The 18,270-nt window shown below is 71.2% G+C and carries 18 protein-coding genes and 2 tRNA genes; 10 read left to right on the forward strand and 10 right to left on the reverse strand.

Annotation, left to right across the window (positions count from 1 at the left end; translation table 11 throughout):
* Positions 1 to 21: 21 nt before the first annotated feature.
* Positions 22 to 801 carry an SGNH/GDSL hydrolase family protein gene (locus tag EG812_RS19695; RefSeq protein WP_043722454.1) on the reverse strand — a complete coding sequence of 260 codons (780 nt, stop codon included), beginning with the start codon at positions 799 to 801 and terminating at the stop codon, positions 22 to 24.
* Positions 802 to 989: 188 nt separating this feature from the next.
* On the opposite strand from EG812_RS19695, the gene EG812_RS19700 reads away from it, so the two are divergent.
* Together EG812_RS19700 and EG812_RS19705 are read left to right on the forward strand one after the other, a co-directional pair.
* Positions 990 to 1,628, forward strand: a complete 639-nt coding sequence (locus tag EG812_RS19700) for a formylglycine-generating enzyme family protein (RefSeq protein WP_126712494.1) — start codon at positions 990 to 992, stop codon at positions 1,626 to 1,628.
* Between the two features lie 74 nt (positions 1,629 to 1,702).
* Positions 1,703 to 2,305 carry a hypothetical protein gene (locus EG812_RS19705; protein ID WP_126712425.1) on the forward strand — a complete coding sequence of 201 codons (603 nt, stop codon included), beginning with the start codon at positions 1,703 to 1,705 and terminating at the stop codon, positions 2,303 to 2,305.
* Positions 2,306 to 2,374: 69 nt separating this feature from the next.
* On the opposite strand, the gene EG812_RS19710 is transcribed toward EG812_RS19705, so the two are convergent.
* A complete protein-coding gene (locus EG812_RS19710; RefSeq protein ID WP_126712426.1) occupies positions 2,375 to 2,824 on the reverse strand; it encodes a hypothetical protein in 450 nt (149 codons plus the stop codon).
* Between the two features lie 177 nt (positions 2,825 to 3,001).
* On the opposite strand from EG812_RS19710, the gene EG812_RS19715 reads away from it, so the two are divergent.
* From EG812_RS19715 to EG812_RS19740, 6 genes are all read left to right on the forward strand, one after another.
* Complete coding sequence (locus EG812_RS19715; RefSeq protein WP_126712427.1) at positions 3,002 to 4,177, forward strand: sensor histidine kinase; 1,176 nt, start codon at positions 3,002 to 3,004, stop codon at positions 4,175 to 4,177.
* The gene (locus EG812_RS19720; RefSeq protein ID WP_013730732.1) at positions 4,174 to 4,839 is read left to right on the forward strand and encodes a response regulator; all 666 of its coding nucleotides are present in this window, start codon (positions 4,174 to 4,176) and stop codon (positions 4,837 to 4,839) included. The genes EG812_RS19715 and EG812_RS19720 overlap by 4 nt, the downstream gene beginning before the upstream one ends.
* A gap of 48 nt (positions 4,840 to 4,887) precedes the next feature.
* A complete protein-coding gene (locus tag EG812_RS19725; RefSeq protein ID WP_126712428.1) occupies positions 4,888 to 6,639 on the forward strand; it encodes a proline--tRNA ligase in 1,752 nt (583 codons plus the stop codon).
* Between the two features lie 80 nt (positions 6,640 to 6,719).
* Positions 6,720 to 7,145, forward strand: coding sequence for a CBS domain-containing protein (locus EG812_RS19730; RefSeq protein WP_013730730.1), 426 nt, complete (start codon positions 6,720 to 6,722; stop codon positions 7,143 to 7,145).
* A 26-nt stretch (positions 7,146 to 7,171) separates the two neighbouring features.
* A complete protein-coding gene (locus EG812_RS19735) occupies positions 7,172 to 7,612 on the forward strand; it encodes a SufE family protein (protein ID WP_126712429.1) in 441 nt (146 codons plus the stop codon).
* A gap of 8 nt (positions 7,613 to 7,620) precedes the next feature.
* Positions 7,621 to 8,256 carry a DsbA family oxidoreductase gene (locus EG812_RS19740; protein WP_126712430.1) on the forward strand — a complete coding sequence of 212 codons (636 nt, stop codon included), beginning with the start codon at positions 7,621 to 7,623 and terminating at the stop codon, positions 8,254 to 8,256.
* 47 nt (positions 8,257 to 8,303) lie between these two features.
* On the opposite strand, the gene EG812_RS19745 is transcribed toward EG812_RS19740, so the two are convergent.
* The 3 genes from EG812_RS19745 to EG812_RS19755 form a co-directional block, all read right to left on the reverse strand.
* On the reverse strand, positions 8,304 to 8,852 hold the full coding sequence (locus EG812_RS19745; protein ID WP_013730727.1) for a YbaK/EbsC family protein: 549 nt from the start codon (positions 8,850 to 8,852) through the stop codon (positions 8,304 to 8,306).
* Between the two features lie 90 nt (positions 8,853 to 8,942).
* On the reverse strand, positions 8,943 to 9,140 hold the full coding sequence (locus EG812_RS19750) for a hypothetical protein (protein WP_013730726.1): 198 nt from the start codon (positions 9,138 to 9,140) through the stop codon (positions 8,943 to 8,945).
* 75 nt (positions 9,141 to 9,215) lie between these two features.
* A complete protein-coding gene (locus EG812_RS19755) occupies positions 9,216 to 9,851 on the reverse strand; it encodes a GAP family protein (RefSeq protein ID WP_233579553.1) in 636 nt (211 codons plus the stop codon).
* A gap of 252 nt (positions 9,852 to 10,103) precedes the next feature.
* On the opposite strand from EG812_RS19755, the gene EG812_RS19760 reads away from it, so the two are divergent.
* Complete coding sequence (locus tag EG812_RS19760) at positions 10,104 to 14,561, forward strand: cation-translocating P-type ATPase (protein ID WP_126712431.1); 4,458 nt, start codon at positions 10,104 to 10,106, stop codon at positions 14,559 to 14,561.
* A 53-nt stretch (positions 14,562 to 14,614) separates the two neighbouring features.
* Here the strand turns inward: EG812_RS19760 and EG812_RS19765 are convergent, their stop codons facing one another.
* Complete coding sequence (locus tag EG812_RS19765; protein WP_126712432.1) at positions 14,615 to 15,379, reverse strand: class I SAM-dependent methyltransferase; 765 nt, start codon at positions 15,377 to 15,379, stop codon at positions 14,615 to 14,617.
* A 92-nt stretch (positions 15,380 to 15,471) separates the two neighbouring features.
* Between EG812_RS19765 and EG812_RS19770 the strand changes: the two genes are divergently transcribed.
* Positions 15,472 to 16,386, forward strand: coding sequence for a MerR family transcriptional regulator (locus tag EG812_RS19770; RefSeq protein ID WP_043719161.1), 915 nt, complete (start codon positions 15,472 to 15,474; stop codon positions 16,384 to 16,386).
* Positions 16,387 to 16,683: 297 nt separating this feature from the next.
* Here EG812_RS19770 and EG812_RS19780 read toward each other — a convergent pair.
* The 4 genes from EG812_RS19780 to EG812_RS19790 form a co-directional block, all read right to left on the reverse strand.
* Positions 16,684 to 16,759, reverse strand: a tRNA-Ala gene (locus EG812_RS19780).
* A gap of 38 nt (positions 16,760 to 16,797) precedes the next feature.
* Positions 16,798 to 16,926: a DLW-39 family protein gene (locus EG812_RS29690; protein WP_013730703.1), complete on the reverse strand. Its 129-nt coding sequence runs from the start codon at positions 16,924 to 16,926 to the stop codon at positions 16,798 to 16,800.
* 45 nt (positions 16,927 to 16,971) lie between these two features.
* Positions 16,972 to 17,045, reverse strand: a tRNA-Ile gene (locus tag EG812_RS19785).
* 319 nt (positions 17,046 to 17,364) lie between these two features.
* On the reverse strand, positions 17,365 to 18,270 hold the full coding sequence (locus EG812_RS19790) for a DUF3566 domain-containing protein (protein ID WP_013730702.1): 906 nt from the start codon (positions 18,268 to 18,270) through the stop codon (positions 17,365 to 17,367).

Consider the following 18,270-nt stretch of genomic DNA (forward strand, 5'->3'; position numbering starts at 1 on the left):
GTCGTGTTGGCGGCTTCCTGGTCAGCGAGGCGGTTGTGGTGGGAGCGGGCCGAGCAGGGGGCGTTTGGCGGTCAGGGTGTCGCCGGACGAGCGGCCGGTGATCCGGCGCTTGATCCAGGGGGCCAGGTGCTGTCCGGCCCAGCGCAGGTCGGCCGCGCGGGCCGACAACCAGGGCGTCGGTTCGGGGTGCGGCGGTACGAGCAGCCACTGTTCGTCGCAGCCGACGCCGAGGGCGGCGAGCACCTGGCCGGCGACCCGGCGGTGACCGGCCGCAGACAGGTGCAACCGGTCGGTGCTCCACAGCGTCGAGTTCAGGTAGGTGTCGTCGGCGTACAGGTCGACCAGGATCGCGCCGTGCCGCTCGGCGGTCTCGCCGACCGCGCGGTTGACCACGGCGAGCCGGGGCCCGATGAGCCGCTGTCCGGGCAGCCGGGGCGTCACGTCGGCGAACCGGAACAGCACCACGTCGGCCCCGTCCGCGCGCAGCCGGCCCACCACCTGGTCGAAGCGCGCGGCCAGGGCATCCGGGTCGAAGGTACGACGCAGCACGTCGTTGCCACCGGCGGCGAAGCTGATCAGATCGGGCTTCATCGCCAACGCCATGGGCACCTGCTCGGCCACCACGTTCGGAAACGTACGTCCCCGGATGGCGAGATTGGCGTACTGGAAATCGGGACCGGCCTCGGCGGCGAGCCGGGTGGCGACCAGATCGGCCCAGCCCCGGAAGCTGCCGTCCGGATAGGGGTCGTCCAGACCTTCGGTGAAGCTGTCCCCGACCGCGACGTAACTACGCCAGCGCACCACTGCTCCTTCAGAGGAGTAAGGAAGGGCCCCTTCTTAACGCCTGCGGTATAGGAAGGGCCCCTTCTTAACGTCGGAGAGTCTGGCACCAGGCAGGCATCCCCGGCTGCCCCTGAGGCTGGATCGTGGCGGAGGTCATCGCCTGACCAATTCGAGTACGCTCGCTGTTCGTGACGGCGGAACTTGCCATGATCTCCATCTCGGCCGGGCAGGTGACGCTGTCGGACCGGCGTACCCAGCGGCGCTGGTCGGTGCGACTCCAGCCGTACGACATCGCCGCGGTTCCGGTCACCCAGGAGCAGTACGCGCAGGTCACCGGCGAGCGCCCCAGCGCGGCGACCGGCGATCGGCTTCCCGTGGAGAGCGTCTCCTGGTGGGATGCGATCCGCTTCTGCAACGCCCTGTCCCAGCGGGACGGCCTGACGGCGGCGTACCGGCTCGACGGCGACCAGGTCGGCTGGAATGTCGACGCCGACGGGTACCGACTGCCGACCGAGGCCGAGTGGGAGTACGCCTGCCGCGCCGGCACGACCGGCCCCCGATACGGGCCGTTGGACGAGATCGCCTGGTATCGCGGCAACTCCGCCGAGCGGATCCACGAGGTCGGTGGCAAGCAGCCCAACACCTGGGGCCTGTACGACATGTTGGGCAACGTGTGGAACTGGTGCTGGGACGTCTACGACGCCGAGGTGTACGGCAGTTACCGGGTGCTGCGTGGCGGCGGCTGGTTCGACGAGCAGTGGAGTTGCCGCGCCTCGGTACGCCGTCGCAGCCATCCGACGTTTACGGTCGACGATGTGGGTTTCCGGGTCGCACGCTCCGGATGATCGAGGGATAGCGCCGCGAATTCGGCACGAATAGTGTCTCCAGCCACGCTGTCCGCTACCCGAAGGGTTCTGCTGTGGCCTCTGATCTTCGTCGATGGCTGTCTCGGGCAGCCGCCGCCACACTGCTCCTCCTTTCCGGGCTGGCTGTTCCCGCGAGTCCCGCCTCGGCGGTCGAGCCGGGCGCGAAATTCACCTTCGATCTGTCCAGCACGACGGTCTCGCTGGGAACCTTGAAAAAGGAGATCTCCCTCAGGATGACCAACCTGACCGATGAAGCACCGAATGTGATCTCCTTTTCTGTCGGCGGCTTCGGGCCAGAGTGGTACTTCCCCGATGTGGGAGGCCTCATGGCCACCGTGGAGTGGGCGGGTGGAACCGGCGAATGCGACGGTGACTGGGGAGCCTGGGGGTGCCATATCTATTCGGCTGCCAAGCGGACCCGACTGCCGGCGAACGCCGTCGCCGTACCGGCAGCCGATGTGGACGTCAGCGACAACCAGGACGGTTTCGCCGTCCTGGTCGCCGCATTCCCCAAGGACGATGGCGGGGGTGGAGGTGGCCTGCCGGTCACCGGTCCGCAGGCCGGGCTGATCACCGGCGCCGGTCTCGCCATGCTGACGGTTGGCGGCATCCTGCTGCTCCTGGCCCGACGCCGCACCCGACTGCCGCACGCATAGCGACGCAGCATCACGTTGTCACCCGGCGACTCCGACCAGGGACCACCGGGTGACAACGTCTGGCGATCACTACCCGCGGCGGGCCAGGGACCAGGCGATCAGGCCGCTCACCGCGCCGACCAGGACGCCGGTGAAGACGCTGCTGATGGCCGCGAAGACCCGGATGACGACTGCCTGCGTGCCAGGGGCGAGATCGCTGAGATTGCCGCCGAGAGTCGGCGGCGCGTCGAACGCAGCGTCCCAGAGCACCTGGTGGGTCAGCGCCAGCAGCACGCCGTAGATCAGGCCGAGGACGAGCAGGGTGAGGAAGGGGTTGGGCACCCGCCGCAGCACCGCGGTCACGATCCAGACCATCGGCGGTACGACCACCAGCAGCAGATTGACGAAGGTGCCCTCGTGCACCAACCCCAGATCGTGCAACACCACCCGAGGCAGCCCGAGCAGCGCGAGCCCGAGCAGGGCGGGCCACGGAATTCCGAGTGCCGTCCGACGCTGCGGAACAGGCTGTGCGGTGCTCATGGCGGCAACTCCCTCACGTCGTTAATAGGGGGCCCTTCCTCTACACGAGGCGTTAACAAGGTGCCCTTCCTTTCGACAGTGGCGGGGGTGGGGGCAGGGGCGGTACGTCGGTGGGCGACTGTTCGGGTCGCCTTCTGACGACCCCGACGCGCCCGTTCAGCGCCGTACGCTGAGTTCGTGGCCGGTCGTGCGAGGGAGCAGGCGTTCCGCCCCTGGGTCGTCGATGTGCTGCTCGGGGTGGGTGTCACAGTCATCGTCTCGATCGTGATCAGCGCCAACGAGGGTGGCCGGCACGGGCCGGAGCGGGTCGCGTACCTGTGGGCCGTCGGTCTCGGGGCGCTGATGCTGGCCCGTCGCCGCTACCCGGTGCTGGTGCTCGCCGTGACGGTGCTGGGCCTGTTCGCCTACTACGCCGTCGGCTACCCGGCGATCGGGTTGGCCGTGCCGGTCGCCGCCGCCCTCTTCTCCGCCGCCGAGTACGGGCGGCTCGCCGCCGCCGTCACCGCCGCCGTGGTGGTCACCGTGGTCTCGGTGGTCTTCCGCCTCGCCGAGGGGCAGGACTTCGCCTTCGTGGTCGGCTACGAGTTGGCCGGGCACGTCCTGTTGATGGGGGCGGCGATCGCTCTCGGCGACAGCGTGCGGTCCCGTCGGGCGGCGCAGGCGGACGCCCGGCGGATCGCCGAACTGACCGCCGCGCGTTACCAGCAGGAGGCGCAGACCCGCGTCCAGCACGAACGGATGGCTGTCGCCCGGGACCTGCACGACTCTCTCGGGCACACCGTGTCGGTGATCGCCCTGCACGCCGACGTCGCGCGGGAGGCGTTGGGCCGCGACGAGGCCACCGCCCGCTCGGCGCTGGAGTTGATCCGGTCGGCGGCCGGTCGCAGCATGGTCGACCTGCGGCGTACGGTGACGCTGCTGCGCTCGCCGGACGACAAACGCCGCACGGTCGTCTCGCTGGCCAACCTCGACGCGGTCACCCAGGCGGCCGGCGCGGCCGGCTTCGACGTCGACGTCCGGGTCGACCTCGACCCGCCCGTGCCCGGTCCGGTCGAGGCCGCCGCGTTCCGGATCGTGCAGGAGGCGATCACCAACGTGGTACGGCACTCCGCCGGCAGCCGGGTCGAGATCCGGGTCCGCCAGGACGAGGACCGTCTGATCCTGTCGGTCATCGACAGCGGCACCGACGCGGAACTCGAAGCACCGAAGGCAGGCACCGGACCGCCAGGCATCGGGCACGGCATCGCCGGGATGCGGGAGCGGGCCGAGAGCCTGGGCGGTCGACTCACCGCCGACCCGGTGCCGGGCGGTTTCGCCGTTCACGCCGAACTTCCGCTGGTCGGGCCGGCATGACCAGCGTGCTGATCGTCGACGACCAGGATCTCGTCCGGGCCGGCATCCGTACCCTGCTGTCGGCCGATCCGCAGATCGACGTGGTCGGGGAGGCTGCCGACGGCCGGTCCGGGCTCCGGCTGGCCCGGCAGTACAGGCCGGATGTCGTACTCATGGACATTCGGATGCCGGTGCTGGACGGCCTGGCCGCGACCGCCGCGATCCGGGCCGACGCCGGGCTGGCCGCGACCCGGGTGCTGATCCTCACCACGTTCGACGACGACGAGGACATCATCGAGGCGGTGAGCCTCGGTGCCGCCGGCTACCTGCTGAAGGACACTCCCTCGGACGAACTGCGCCGGGCGGTGCTGACCACTGCGGCGGGCGGGAACCTGTTGTCGCCCACGGTCACCCGCCGGGTGATGGAACGGCTCGCCGCCGCACCCCGCCCGGCTCGTCCCGATCCCCGGTTGGCCGTCCTGACCGAGCGGGAGCGGGCCGTGCTGGCCCGGGTCGGATTGGGTGAGACGAACGACGAGATCGGCAGGGCGTTGTTCATCAGTCCCGCGACCGCGCGCACCTATGTGAGTCGACTGCTGGCCAAGCTGAACGCCCGGGACCGTACGGCGCTGGCGGTGATCGCGCATCGGGCCGGGTTGAGCGAGCCACCCGACGACCGCTGATGCGCAATGCGTTCGCCGACATCGGCCCTGCGGTCGTACCCTGCGGCAATGCTGTTGCGGATGTCCACCACGCTGCTCCGGACCCTGCGCGACGACCCGGCCGACGCGGAGGTGCCGAGTCATCGGCTGCTGCTGCGCGCCGGCTACCTGCGGCGGGCCGCGCCGGGCGGCTACACCTGGCTGCCACTGGGCAAGCTGGTCCTGGACCGGGTCAGCGAGATCGTGCGGGCCGAGATGACCGCGATCGGTGGCCAGGAGGTGCACTTCCCGGCACTGCTGCCGGCCGAGCCGTACCGCACCAGCGGGCGGTGGACGGAGTACGGCGACGACATCTTCACCCTGGCCGACCGGCGCGGTGCCGAGCACCTGCTCGCGCCGACCCACGAGGAGATGGCCGCGTTGCTGGTGAAGGAGCTGTTCACCTCGTACCGGGATCTTCCGGTGACGCTGTTCCAGATCCAGACCAAGTTCCGCGACGAGGCCCGTCCCCGCGCCGGTCTGCTGCGTGGGCGCGAGTTCCTGATGAAGGACGCGTACTCCTTCGACCTGGACGACGAGGGTCTGCGGGCGGCGTACGGCCGGCACCGCGCGGCGTACCAGAAGATCTTCGACCGGCTCGGCCTGGACTACACGGTGGTGCACGCCGTGTCGGGGGCGATGGGCGGTTCCGCGTCGGAGGAGTTCCTGGCCACCGCAGCGGTCGGGGAGGACACCTACGTCGGCTGCACCGACTGTGACCATGCGGCCAACACCGAGGCGGTCACTACGCCCGTGCCACCGGCCGGCGATCCGCTTCGGCAACCGGCCGTCGAGGTGCACGACACCCCGGAGACGCCGACCATCGCCAGTCTTGTCGCTCTCGCCAACGAGCGGGCGCTCGGCGGTCGGACCGACTGGACGGCCGCCGACACCCTGAAGAACGTGGTGCTGACCGTACGCCGCCCGGGTGTCGAGAAGGCCGAACTGCTTGTCGTCGGGGTGCCCGGCGACCGGGAGGTGGACCTGAAGCGGCTGGCCGCCGCACTGTCACCGGCCACCGTGGACATCTTCGACGGCTGGGACGCCCATCCGGAACTGGTCCGTGGCTACATCGGGCCACAGGTGCTCGACAAGCTCGGTCTCCGTTACCTGGTCGATCCCCGGGTCGTGGCCGGGACTGCCTGGCTGACCGGCGCCAACGAACCGGGCCGGCATGCCACAAACGTGGTCTGCGGTCGGGACTTCACCCCCGACGGCACGGTCGAGGCGGCCGAGGTGCGTCCCGGCGACCCCTGCCCGGCCTGTGCGCAGGGCCGGCTGACGATGCGCCGGGGCATCGAGATCGGGCACATCTTCCAACTCGGCCGCCGCTACACCGACGCCTTCGCCGTCGACGTGCTCGGCCCGCAGGGCAAGCCGGTACGACTCACCATGGGCTGCTACGGCATCGGGGTGTCCCGGGCGGTGGCGGCCATCGCCGAACAACACCACGACGAGCGGGGACTGGTCTGGCCGACGTCGGTCGCACCGTGCGACGTACACCTGGTGGCCGCGGGCAAGGGCCCGCAGCTCGACGCGGCCGTGGACCTCGGCGCGCAACTGGCCGCGGCCGGCCTGCGGGTGCTCGTGGACGACCGGGTCGGCGTCTCGGCCGGGGTGAAGTTCACCGACGCCGAGCTGATCGGCATCCCGCGCACCGTCGTGGTCGGCCGCCGCCTCGCCGACGGGTACGTCGAACTGCGTGATCGGGCCACCGGCGAGCGCGTCGAGCTGTCGCTGCCCGACCTGCTCGCCCAGCTGGCGCCGGCGACGCAACGGTGAGCCTCGCGCCGAATGGGGTGTAGTCGCCGGAGAACGGGGTACCGCATTCCGATCGGCCGAAACGTTGCATGGAGGCTCTCATGTCCGACTACCGCGTCGCCGACGTGATGACCCGACAGGTCATCTACCTGCCGGCGGAAACCACCCTCGACGAGGCGGCCCGGGTGATGAAGGAGGCCGACATCGGTGACGTCGTCGTCACCGAAGGCGCCACCCTCGCCGGTCTGCTCACCGACCGCGACATCGTGGTCCGGGCGGTCGCCGCCAACAGCGACCCCACCAGTACGACGATCGGCTCGATCACCACCCGCGAGGTGGTGATGATCGAGCAGAACTGCTCGGCCGGTGACGCGGCGGCGCTGATGCGCGAACGGGGCGTACGCCGGGTGCTGGTCTGCGACGCCGAACGCAAGCTGGTCGGCATCGTCTCCCTCGGCGACCTGGCCGTGCAGTTCGACCCGCAGTCCGCCCTCGGGCAGATCAGCGAGCAAGCCCCCACGCTGTGAGGGCGGCACGCCGGTAGCCTGGCGGGATGCCCGAGATGCCGAGCAAGCTGGCCGAGATCGTGGACGAGTTCGCCGCCGCCCCGCGGGACGTGGTGCTGGAGATGCTGCTGGAGTACTCCGACGCGGTGCCGCCGCTGCCCGCCGGGCAGGAGGGCCACGAGGGCATGGAGCAGGTGCCGGAGTGCCAGACATCGTTCTTCCTGCGTGCCGAGGTGACGCCCGAGGGCGCGGTACGCACCCTGTTCGACTGCCCGCCGGAGGCGCCGACCACTCGGGCGTTCGCCGGCATCCTCGCCGAAGGGCTGGCCGGGGCCAGCCCTGAGCAGGTGCTCGCCGTGCCGGACGACCTGTATCAGCGGATGGGCCTGGCGCAGGCGATCAGTCCGCTGCGGGTGCGTGGCGGCACCGCCATCCTGGGTCGCCTCAAGCGGCAGGTGCGGGAACAGATCGCCGGGTCGGCGAGTTGACGCCGGTTATGGAGATCGACATCTACGCCGACGTGGTCTGCCCCTGGTGCTGGATCGGTCGGCGGCGGCTCGACCTGGCCCTGGCCTCGTACGAGGGCAAGGTCACCGTCCGGCAGCGTCCCTTCCAACTCGACCCGACGCCGGTGACCGAGCCCCGGCCGCTGTTGACGGCGCTGGGCGAGAAGTTCGGCGGGCCGGGTCGCGTCGGTCCGATGGTCTCCCAGGTCACCGAGATCGGTGCGACCATCGGGCTGGATTTCCACTTCGAGCGGGCGATCGCGGCCAACACCTTCGACGCGCACCGGCTGATCGGCTGGGCCGACGAGCGGGGTCGCGGCGCTGAGATGGTCGAGACGCTGCACCGCGCCCACTTCACCGACGGGGTCGACATCGGTTCCGCGGAGGTGCTCGCCGCCGTCGCCGCCGAAGTCGGCCTGGACGGCGCCGAGGTCCGCCGGTTCCTCGACTCCGAGGCGGGAGTCGCCGAACTCACCGACGAACTGGCCGCCGCTCACCAGATCGGGGTGACAAGCGTGCCCACCTTCGTGTTCGCCGGCAAGTACGTGGTCGCGGGCGCTCAGGAGCCGGCCACGCTGCTGGCCGCCCTCGCCGAGGTGGAGCGACGCGAGGCCGCCGACGGCTGAGTCGCCGGCGATGTTTCACGTGCAACAACATCGACGGTGATCAGCCGCTAGACCGGCTTGGCCAGGTCCTCCACCACCCGCGCGTTCGGCAGCGCGGCCAACGCCGCCCCGGGCAGCGCGATCTTGCTGTGCCGTACGCCCGATCCGACGATGACGTACGGGGTGGCGACCACGCGCGCGTCGATCAGGATCGGCCACTGCGCCGGCAGACCGATCGGGGTGATCCCGCCGTACTCCATGCCGGTCAACTCGACCGCGTCGGTCATCGGCGCGAAGCTGGCCTTACGGACATCCAAAGCCCGGCGGGCCACCCCGTTGACGTCGGCCCGGGTGGTGGCGAGCACCAGGCAGGCCGCGTAGCGGATCACGCCCTCACGCTTGCCGGCGACCACCACGCAGTTCGCCGACTCGTCCAGCCCCACCTCGTACGCGGCACAGAACTCGGCGGTGTCGGCGAGGTCGGCGTCGATCGGCGCGACAAGCACCGAGTCGACCTCCACCGGGGCGTCGGTCGGCCATGCGGCCAGCGCGGCGGCCACCGGCGCGGCCAGCAGATCGGGGCGGGTACGGGCAGGCTCGGTCTTCAACGTTCCCATCACAGCTGAAATCGTCGCATCCGCCGCAGGTCACACCGCAGGCAGCCGACCGAATCACCCGGCCGTCCGGGCCGGACCGCGGCCGGACCGTCAGCCGTTGTTGCTGAGGAAGCCGTGCTTCTGAAGCAGCGCGCGATCCCGGGCCGCGGCCATCTCCTCGGCCCGCTGGGCCTGCACGCGCCGCATCTCGACGTCCTCAAGGGCATGCCGGACGGCGAGCCGGATCACCCCGTACAGGAAGATGAACCCGCAGACGTACAGAATGCTGGTGGCGACGAACGTGAGCATGATTCGACCCTAGGGCGGGCGTACGGCGAGACGTGTCATCTCCGGCACCGTCCCTCATTCGGGTGAACGTCCGACTCATCGCACCAGGTCGACAACGGTGATCGCGAAGAAGATCGCGATCACCGCCTCGCTGACTATCCACGAGTGGGTGTCCGCCCACCTCCTGATCCTCGGCAGCACCACCTCGGCCCGGTGCCCGAGCAGCAGCAGAGCCAGCAACGGTAGGGCCAGCAGGGTCAGGGTGAGCAGCACGAACGGCAGCAGATGCCACCAGGCCTCGTCACGTCGCGCCGCGGCAGCCCCGACCGCGATCATCGTCAGGCCGTCGGTCGGATTCGCCAGGAAGAGCAGCAGGCCGACCCGGAACGCGTATCCGGGGCTGGCGTGCTGGAGCCGGCCCATCCAGCTGGGCGGTCCATGGTGGCGAAGCAGGTAGACAACGATCGCCAGCACCACCAGCACCCCGAGGACGAGCCAGTCGATGTTCCGCTCCACAGCGCCACGTTCACTGCCGGTCGAGAACCGGATCCGGAACAGCCGCAGCGCCAACCAGGCCACCGTCGTACCGCCACCCACCACGATCGCCGCACCCGCCAGGTAGCCCAGCGACGCGGCCCGCGGCCGATCGGAGGAAGCGAAGAAGACCGCCGCCACCAACTGGGTGCCGGCGACCATGACCACCGCCAGCGGCAGCAGCGTCAGGAAAGCCATCGGCAGCCGATCACCGCCGGACACGACCGGCCCGCACTCATCCCGACCCTCCCCATGTACCGCCGTCATCCGGCATTCCACCCACCGAACCGGCTCAGGCCCACCCGAACGGGAAAACTTCCCCCACCCGGAAGGGCATAACGGACGTCCCGGCGGGAAGCCAGGCCGCCGGGCACGACCGGTAGGAGGCGAGATGCGGTACGGCAGAAGCAGCGGGAAGCTGACCAGGCACCCGATCCGTGCCACCCGTCGATGACGTCCCTCGGCGGCCTCGTCCGCCGCCTCCGGCCACCGGTCGACGTGCCGCTGGTGAACGATGTAGCCCGCGACGCCGGCGCAGCCGTCACCCGGCTGGCCCGCACGATCGGGCTCAGCAGCCGCCGGGTCTGGTCCCGACCGGGACGCCACCACATCGAGGTGCACGGCGTCTGCCAGGACGGCGGTGACGTCCTCGCCCGCCAGGTCGAAACGGCGCTGCAACGAATGCCCGGCGTGCAATGGGCCCGCGTCAACGCCCCCTCCGGCCGGGTCGTCGTCGCCGTCGACACACCCGGGCCGAAGGTCCGCGAACTCATCGCCACCATCGCCCGCACCGAACGCACCTGCCCGCACGAACCCGACCCGGACATCCCCCCGCCGCAACCACCCGAGGAAGGGCCACGAACCGCCCGTACGCTCGGCGCGCTCGCCTCCGACGCCCTCGGCCTGACCATCTCCGCGGCCACCCGCATCCTGCCCATCACGCCGATCCCCGCCGAGGTCGCCGGTCTACTCGGCGCCGTCGACCTGCACCCCAGGCTGCACGCCCTCGCCGGACTCGGCATCCGCAGCGACCCCCGCGCCGACCTGCTGTTCCCGCTCGCCGAGGCGGTCGTGCAGGGCCTCGCCGGTGGCTGGACGGGCATCGTGCTCGACGGGGCCCAGCGGATCGTGCAGTGGGGCGAAGGGCTGGCCCAGCTGCGCGCCTGGGAGAAGGCGGAACCTCGACTCACCGGGGAACCGGAGCGCGCCGTCGCCCGTACGCCCGACGGTGAGCGGCCCTGCCCGAAGCCGGACAGCACCGTCGACCGGTACAAGACCCGGATGCTCGGCGGCGGGGTGGCGGCCTTCGCTGCGGCGGCACCGGTGATCGGCCCGAAACGCGCCGCCGCGCTGGGTCTGTCCGCGCTGCCGAAGGCCCCCGGCAGCGGCCGGGAAGGGTACGGCGCCCAGCTCGGCTGGATCCTCGCCAAGCGCGGCGTCATCGCCATGGACCGCAGCGTGCTCCGCGAACTCGACCGGATCGACACCCTGGTGCTGGACACCCGGGTGCTCGGCACCGACCGGGGCGTACTGGCCGACCTGGCCCCGCTGCCCGGCGCCGACACCTCCCAGGTGGCCGCGCGAGCCTTCGCCCTGTTCGATCCGGACGCGCCGGGTGAACTACGCCGACTGGACGGCTGGCAACTCGGCCCCCTCGACCGACTCGACGTACGCGACCCTGGCGACACGGACGACAGCCGCCGGCTGCGCGAACGTGGCGGAAACCTGCTCGGCCTCGCCCAGGGCGACACCCTGGCCGCCGTGCTCCGGGTCGATCCGGAACCCGCACCGGGCGTCGACAGCCTGCCGGCCGTCGCCCGGCAGGCCGGACTGCGGATCATCGTGGCCGGCGGCGACGCCCAGCGACACGCCTTCGCCGACGCCCTGCTGCCCGGCGAGGACCAACTGGCCGCATCGATCCGCGTACTGCAACGCGAAGGCGCCATGGTGATGCTCGTCTCCGGCGACCGGGCCGCACTCGCCGCCGCGGACTGCGGCCTGGGCGTCGCCGACCCGGAGGCGCTGCCACCGTGGGGTGCCCACCTGCTCATCGGCACCGACCTGCGGATCGCCGCACTGATCATCGAGGCGGCCGGGGTGGCCCGCCGGATGACCGTGCAGAACATGCGCGTCGGTCTGGCCGGTACCGGTCTCGGCGCACTGAGCGCACTCACCGCCGACCGTGCCGTCCTGCCCGTCCGTACCCTCGCCGCGGTCAACGGCGCGGCGGCGCTGGCCTTCGGTCACGGCGTGTGGCGGGCCACCCGACTGTCGGAGCACGCCGAAACACCCGCCCCGGCCATCACCGCCTGGCACCTGATGCCGGTGCCGACCGTCCTGCAACAACTCGGCAGCAGCCCCGACGGGCTGACCGACACCGAGGCCGAACGCCGCCAGTCCAGCGGCCCCGGCGAGGCGGGCGGCCGCGGCGGGCTGCTCCGCGCCTTCGCCGACGAACTGGTCAACCCGCTCACCCCGATCCTGGTCACCGGGGCGGCGCTCTCCGCCAGCTTCGGTTCCCTGGTCGACGCGGCCCTGGTCGGTGGAGTCGTCGGCGGCTCCGCGCTCGTCGGCGCCGTGCACCAGCGCAACACCGAGAAGGCCCTGTCCCAACTGTTGTCCCGCTCAGCGGTGACCGCCCGGGTTCGCCGATCCGGCACCGAACGGATGGTGCCCGCCGACGACCTCGTACCCGGTGACGTGATCGTGCTCGAATCCGGCGACGCCGTGCCGGCCGACTGCCGGGTGCTGGACTCCGTCGGCCTGGAAGCCGACGAATCGTCCCTGACCGGCGAGTCGCTGCCGGTCAGCAAGAACGACCAACCGGTGGTGGCCGCAGCCGTCGCCGAACGGCGGTCGATGCTCTACGAGGGCACCACGATCGCCGCCGGACAGGGCACCGCCGTGGTGGTGGCCACCGGCGCCGACACCGAAGCCGGCCGCAGCCTCGCCCTGGCCCGCCAGGCACCACCGGCCAGCGGGGTCGAAGCCCGGCTGGGCAACCTGACCCGCGCTGCGATCCCCCTGGCCGCCGGTTCGGCGGTGGCGGTGGTCGGTGCCGGGCTGCTGCGCGGCGTACCCCTGGGTCAGACCGCCGCGACCGCCGCGAACCTGGCCGTGGCCTCCGTGCCCGAGGGACTTCCGTTCCTGGTCAGCGCGGCCCAGCTGGCCGCCGCACGACGCCTCGCCGGGCACGGCGCGCTGGTCCGCAACCCGCGCACCATCGAGGCGCTTGGTCGGGTCGACGTGCTCTGCTTCGACAAGACCGGCACCCTCACCGAGGGACATCTGCTGCTGGCCGGCGTCGGCGACGCGGACGGGTACGCCTCGACGGAACAACTCGACGACCGGCTGCGACAGACCCTCGCGGCCGCGTTACGCGCCACCCCCACCGCCGACGACCCGGAAGAGTTGTCCATGCAGACCGACCGCGCGGTGCTGCGCGGCGCACGCGCCGCCAGGGTGCACGAACAGGACGCGGCTCCGGGCTGGCGGGCGGCGGGCGGCCTGCCCTTCGAACCTTCCCGCGGCTACCACGCCAGCGTCGGCGAAACCCAGGGCCGGATGCTGCTGAGCGTCAAAGGCGCACCCGAGAAGGTGCTGCCCCGATGCGCCGCCCGCCGCACCGGCGGCCACGACGAACCGCTCGACGACGCCGGCCGCGCCGACCTGCACCGGCAGCTCGGTGAACGCGCCGGGGCGGGACACCGCGTCCTCGCCATCGCCGAACGCTTCGTCGACGACCCCGACATCACCGACGACGACGTGGCCGACCTGACCTTCACCGGCTTCCTCACCATCGCCGACGGAGTACGGGACAGCGCCGCACCGGCCGTCCACCGGATCCGGCAGGCGGGCGTCCACACCATCATGATCACCGGTGACCATCCGGCGACCGCCGAGGCGATCGCCGCCACCATCAGCCACGGCGAAGCCCAGCGCGTCGTCACCGCCACCGAACTCGACGAACTGGACGACGACGCCCTCGCCGACCGGCTCGCCGCGACCGACGTGGTGGCCCGCTGCACCCCGACCCACAAGGTCCGTATCATCCAGGCCCTGCAGAAACGCGGACGGACCGTGGCGATGACCGGCGACGGCGCCAACGACGCACCCGCCATCCGCCTCGCCGACGTGGGCATCGCCCTCGGCCAACGCGGCACCCCCGCCGCCCGGGCCGCCGCCGACCTGGTCGTCACCGACGACCGGCTGGAAACCATCATCGCCACCCTGGTCGAAGGCCGCGCGATGTGGTCCTCGGTACGCCACGCGCTGAGCATCCTGGTCGGCGGCAACCTCGGCGAGATCGCCTTCAGCGTGCTGACCGCCGCCGCCACCGGCCAGGCCGCCCTCAACGGCCGCCAACTGCTCCTGGTCAACCTGCTCACCGACATGGCCCCCGCGATGGCCATCGCCGTCCGCCCACCCGCCGCCGACCACGCCGACGGCATGCTGCGCGAGGGGCCGGACCGCTCGCTCGGCCAGACCATGACCAAGGAGATCGGCCTCCGCGCGGCCGCCACCACGCTGGGCGCGACCGCCGGTTGGACGTTGGCCCGCTACACCGGCCGCCGCCGACGCGCCGGCACCGTCGCCCTGGTCTCCCTGGTCGGTACGCAGCTCGGGCAGACCGTACTGGCCGGCGGCACCAGCCCGACCGTGCTCGCCTCCACCGCCGTGTCGTTCGGCGTACTGGCCGCGGTGGTGCAGACGCCCGGGGTCAGCCAGTTCTTCGGATGCACCCCGCTCGGCCCGGTCGGTTGGACAATCGCGACCGGCTCCGCCCTCGGTGCCACCCTCGCCAACGGCGCCATGACCAGACTGGTGGCCCGACTACCCCCACTCGACCGCCCGAACGCCGACCACACTGGCCACGGTGACCACCAGTCGCCGGAGCCGCCGTCCTGAGGTCGGTTCAGGCCGTGACAGCACCGCCCGCACGGCCATGGTCAAGACGGTGCTCACGGCTGGCCGACGATCAGACGGAGCGACCCGTTGAAGGTCGGCTGGGCGCGCAGGTGCCCGTGTCTCGCTTCCCAGACACCCGAGTCGAGGTCGCCCCGGAGCCGCTCGACGGCACGGGCGGTCGCCGCCTCGTCGACGAAACCCCACGCCGACTGAGCGGCCCGGACCGCAGGGTCGAGGAGACGTTCCGGGCGGGCGTAGTAGGCCTCGGTGAAACCGTCCACACAGTCGACAGGAATCGGCACCTCGATGACACTCACCTCGGTGCCGATGGCCTCCGCGATGGTGCTGATCACCGGATAGCGGCGGCGCTCCACGGCGATCAGCTCCGGGGCGTACTCGGCCAGCCAGAAGCGATCGAGTGCGGCACCGTCGAAGGTGAGCACCACCACTGGACCCCGCGCGACCCGACGCAGCTCCGCCAGCCCGCGGGCGGTGTCCGCCCACTGGTGCACGGTCACGGTCGCCATCACCGCGTCGAAGGCATTGTCGTCGAACGGGATGGACTCGGCAGCGGCGTTCAACGCCGGTACCGCCGTCGCGGGCCGCTGGCCACGCATCCGCGCCGACGGTTCGAGCGCCACCACGTACCGGTCGGTGGGCTCGTAGGAGCCCGCCCCCGCACCCACATTGAGAACGGTCCGGGCGTCGCCCAACGCCGTGTGGATCAGCGCTGCGATGCGCGGATCGGGGCGCCGCTGCGAGGCGTACCCCTGGCCTTTTGTCTCGTAGTCGAAGTCACCGACCGGTGTGCCAATCATGCGGGCACGCTAAACCCGAACCTCGGGGTACGGGTCAAGTCGACGTTGCGGCCTTGACCCGTACCCCAGGGTTCGGGTTTAGCATCGGGGACGTGCGGGTGGGTGAGCTGGCACGTCGGACCGGAACGACCATCCGGGCGCTGCGGTACTACGAGTCCGTCGGGTTGGTCGTACCCCGCCGCCTCGGCAACGGCTACCGCGAGTACGACCCCATCGCGGTCCGCCTGGTCGCCCAGATCCGGGAACTGATGGCGCTCGGCCTCAGCGTCGAGGAGACCCGCCCGTTCGTCGAATCCATCGCCGCCGGTGCCGACGACACCGACGTCTGCGCCGCCGCGCTGGCCACGTATCGGGGCACCGTCACCGCCCTGCAGCAGCGCATCGGCAAACTGACCGCGCAACGCGACGCCCTCAACGCCCGCCTCGACGCCGCAGCCACCCGCGTCGCACCCGGCCAGTCACCCGCCGACACCCACCCACCCGACCTGATCGGCAAACCCCTACCCGCACTGGCCTTCTACGCCACCGACGGCCGACCAGTCGACCTCGCCGCACTCGGCCCCGGACGCACCATCATCTTCGTCTACCCGCTCACCGGCCGCCCCGGCGTCGACCTGCCGAACAGCCTTCTGGAGGTGGCCGGCGCACTGCGGGACACCGAGCAACCAACCTGGTTCCGCGACCACCACGCCGAACTGCGCACCGCCGGCGCCGACCGCGTCTACGGCCTGTCCGCACAATCCACCGGCTACCAGCGCGAACTCGTACACCGGCTGAGACTGCCGTACCCACTGATCCCGGACCCGCGCCTCAGCCTGGCCGCCGCCCTCGGCCTACCGACCTTCACCGCCGGCGACATGACACTGTACGAACGACTCACCCTGGTCATCGCCGACGACGTGATCGAGCACGTCTTCCACCCGATCCACTACCCGGCGTCACACACCCTGGACGTCATGCGCTGGCTCACCAAGAAGCGCCTACCCGACGCGAGGTCGGGCGGGTGAGCTGGCTGCGGCTACCGCTTTCGCGCTTGTCAAGCCGCTGGTCGCCCCTAGTCTGACCCCAAGGATGACCTGCGACGGTACGCCACCGAGTTTCTCGGCACGCTACTGCTGGTCTTCCAGTTCGCCGGTGCCACTGTCGCCAGCGCCGTGATCTGGGGCCTGGTGCGTTGGGGAGACGTGGTGGACCAGACCGGCGCGCTGGGCAGCAACGGGTACGGCAAGCTCCGCATCCGGGTGGCGAGGGCTCGTGTCGTCCTGATCGCCCGAAGGGCTGGTCAACAGCGAGATCATGTTACGTGGTGGAGCCCAGGGGACTCGAACCCCTAACCCCTGCCTTGCAAAGGCAGTGCTCTGCCAGTTGAGCTAGGGCCCCGTGGCGGACGGTGCCGCCTGGTGGTCGGAGCTACGCGATCAGCGCAGATCCGGCGAGGTGGTCGCCTCGTGCCAGAGCGCGCGCTCGTCGTTGGCTTCCTTCATCTTCTTGGCCACCACGGCGGCCACACCGACGACACCGACCAGGATCAGCAGCTTCTTGAACATCGGGGCTACCCCTCACGCTCGACGTGGCCGTCGGACCATGTGCGGTGGGGCTAGCTGGAATCGAACCAGCGACCTCAGAGTTATCAGCTCTGCGCTCTAACCGACTGAGCTATAGCCCCGCGTAGCGACGAGCAACATTAACCCATCCGCCCACGCCGCCCCAAATCGGGGGTCGGCCTGGACCCTGCTCAACGCCGTCGCCCCTGAACCTACCGGAGAGCAGGCGACCAGCCCACCGAGATACCCGTGCCGACGGGTCCGGCCCGACGGCTGCGGGGTGATCGACTCCGTTACGCCGAAACGGTGGCTTCCCAGCACTGCGTACCCCGCTGTTTCGCCGAAACGGCGGCCAGCGCCCCACTTCGGCGCCTGGTTCGGCTGGAGACAGTCAGCCGGGCCGACCCCCAGGTCGGCCCGGCTGAGACGTCCAAAGGGCTGTCAGTCGCGCTCGGCGAGAGTCAGCTCGATGCCACCCACCAGGTCGGCGCAGACGTTGTAGACGAACGCACCGAGGGTGGCGAGGGCGGTGAACAGCACGACGTTTACCGCACCGATAAGCATCGAGGTGAAGATCACGCCCGTCGCGGTGATCTGGAAGCCGCTGGTGCCCTGACCACCACCGGCGTTGACCAGGTCGCTCAGGCTGTCGTTCACGCTGGTGAAGACGCCCATCGCGTCCAACGCCAGGTACAGCACCGACGTCGCGACCACGATCACGATGAACAGCACCACGGACACGGCGAACGCGAACTTCATCACGGACCACGGGTCGATCCGCTTGAGGTTCAGCCGGGCCCGGCGCGGTCCGCGCGACGCGGCCGAGCTCACCGAGGTACGCGCAGCGCGTACCGCCTCGCCCACGCGCGCCGCGCCCACGGCGGCTGTGCCGACCCCCGGGGGAAGCCCGCCACCGTTGGCCGGACGGCCGGTGTTCAGCGGCCGGGCCCCATCCGGCTTCGGAGCCGACCCGGTCACCCGCGGCTGGGTGCCGGTCGTGCCCGTACCGACTGTCGGCAGCACACCCGTGGTGCCCGACGCGGACTGGCCCGCCCGGGTGGCGATCGGCTGGGTGACCGACGGCTTGCCGGCAGCGGCGGCCGAGCCAGCGGCCTCGCCGCCGGCCTTCTCCTCCGCAGCCTCCGCAGCCTGGTCTTCGCCGGGCTTGTCAGGCGGCGGAGCCATACCGGGAGCCCGGGTGAACTTCGGGGCAGGCGCGTCGGCGGGGACCGTGGCCCGGCCGACGGCCGCGCGGCCGGTCGTTGGCGTGCCGTTCTGCGCGGCCTCCTCGTCGACCGGGTTGGCCGAGGGTCCCGTGTTCCCCGACTTCGCCTGTGTCTCCGTCAT

This window comes from Verrucosispora sp. FIM060022 (genome assembly GCF_003977705.1).
Taxonomy (GTDB): Bacteria; Actinomycetota; Actinomycetes; order Mycobacteriales; family Micromonosporaceae; genus Micromonospora; species Micromonospora gifhornensis.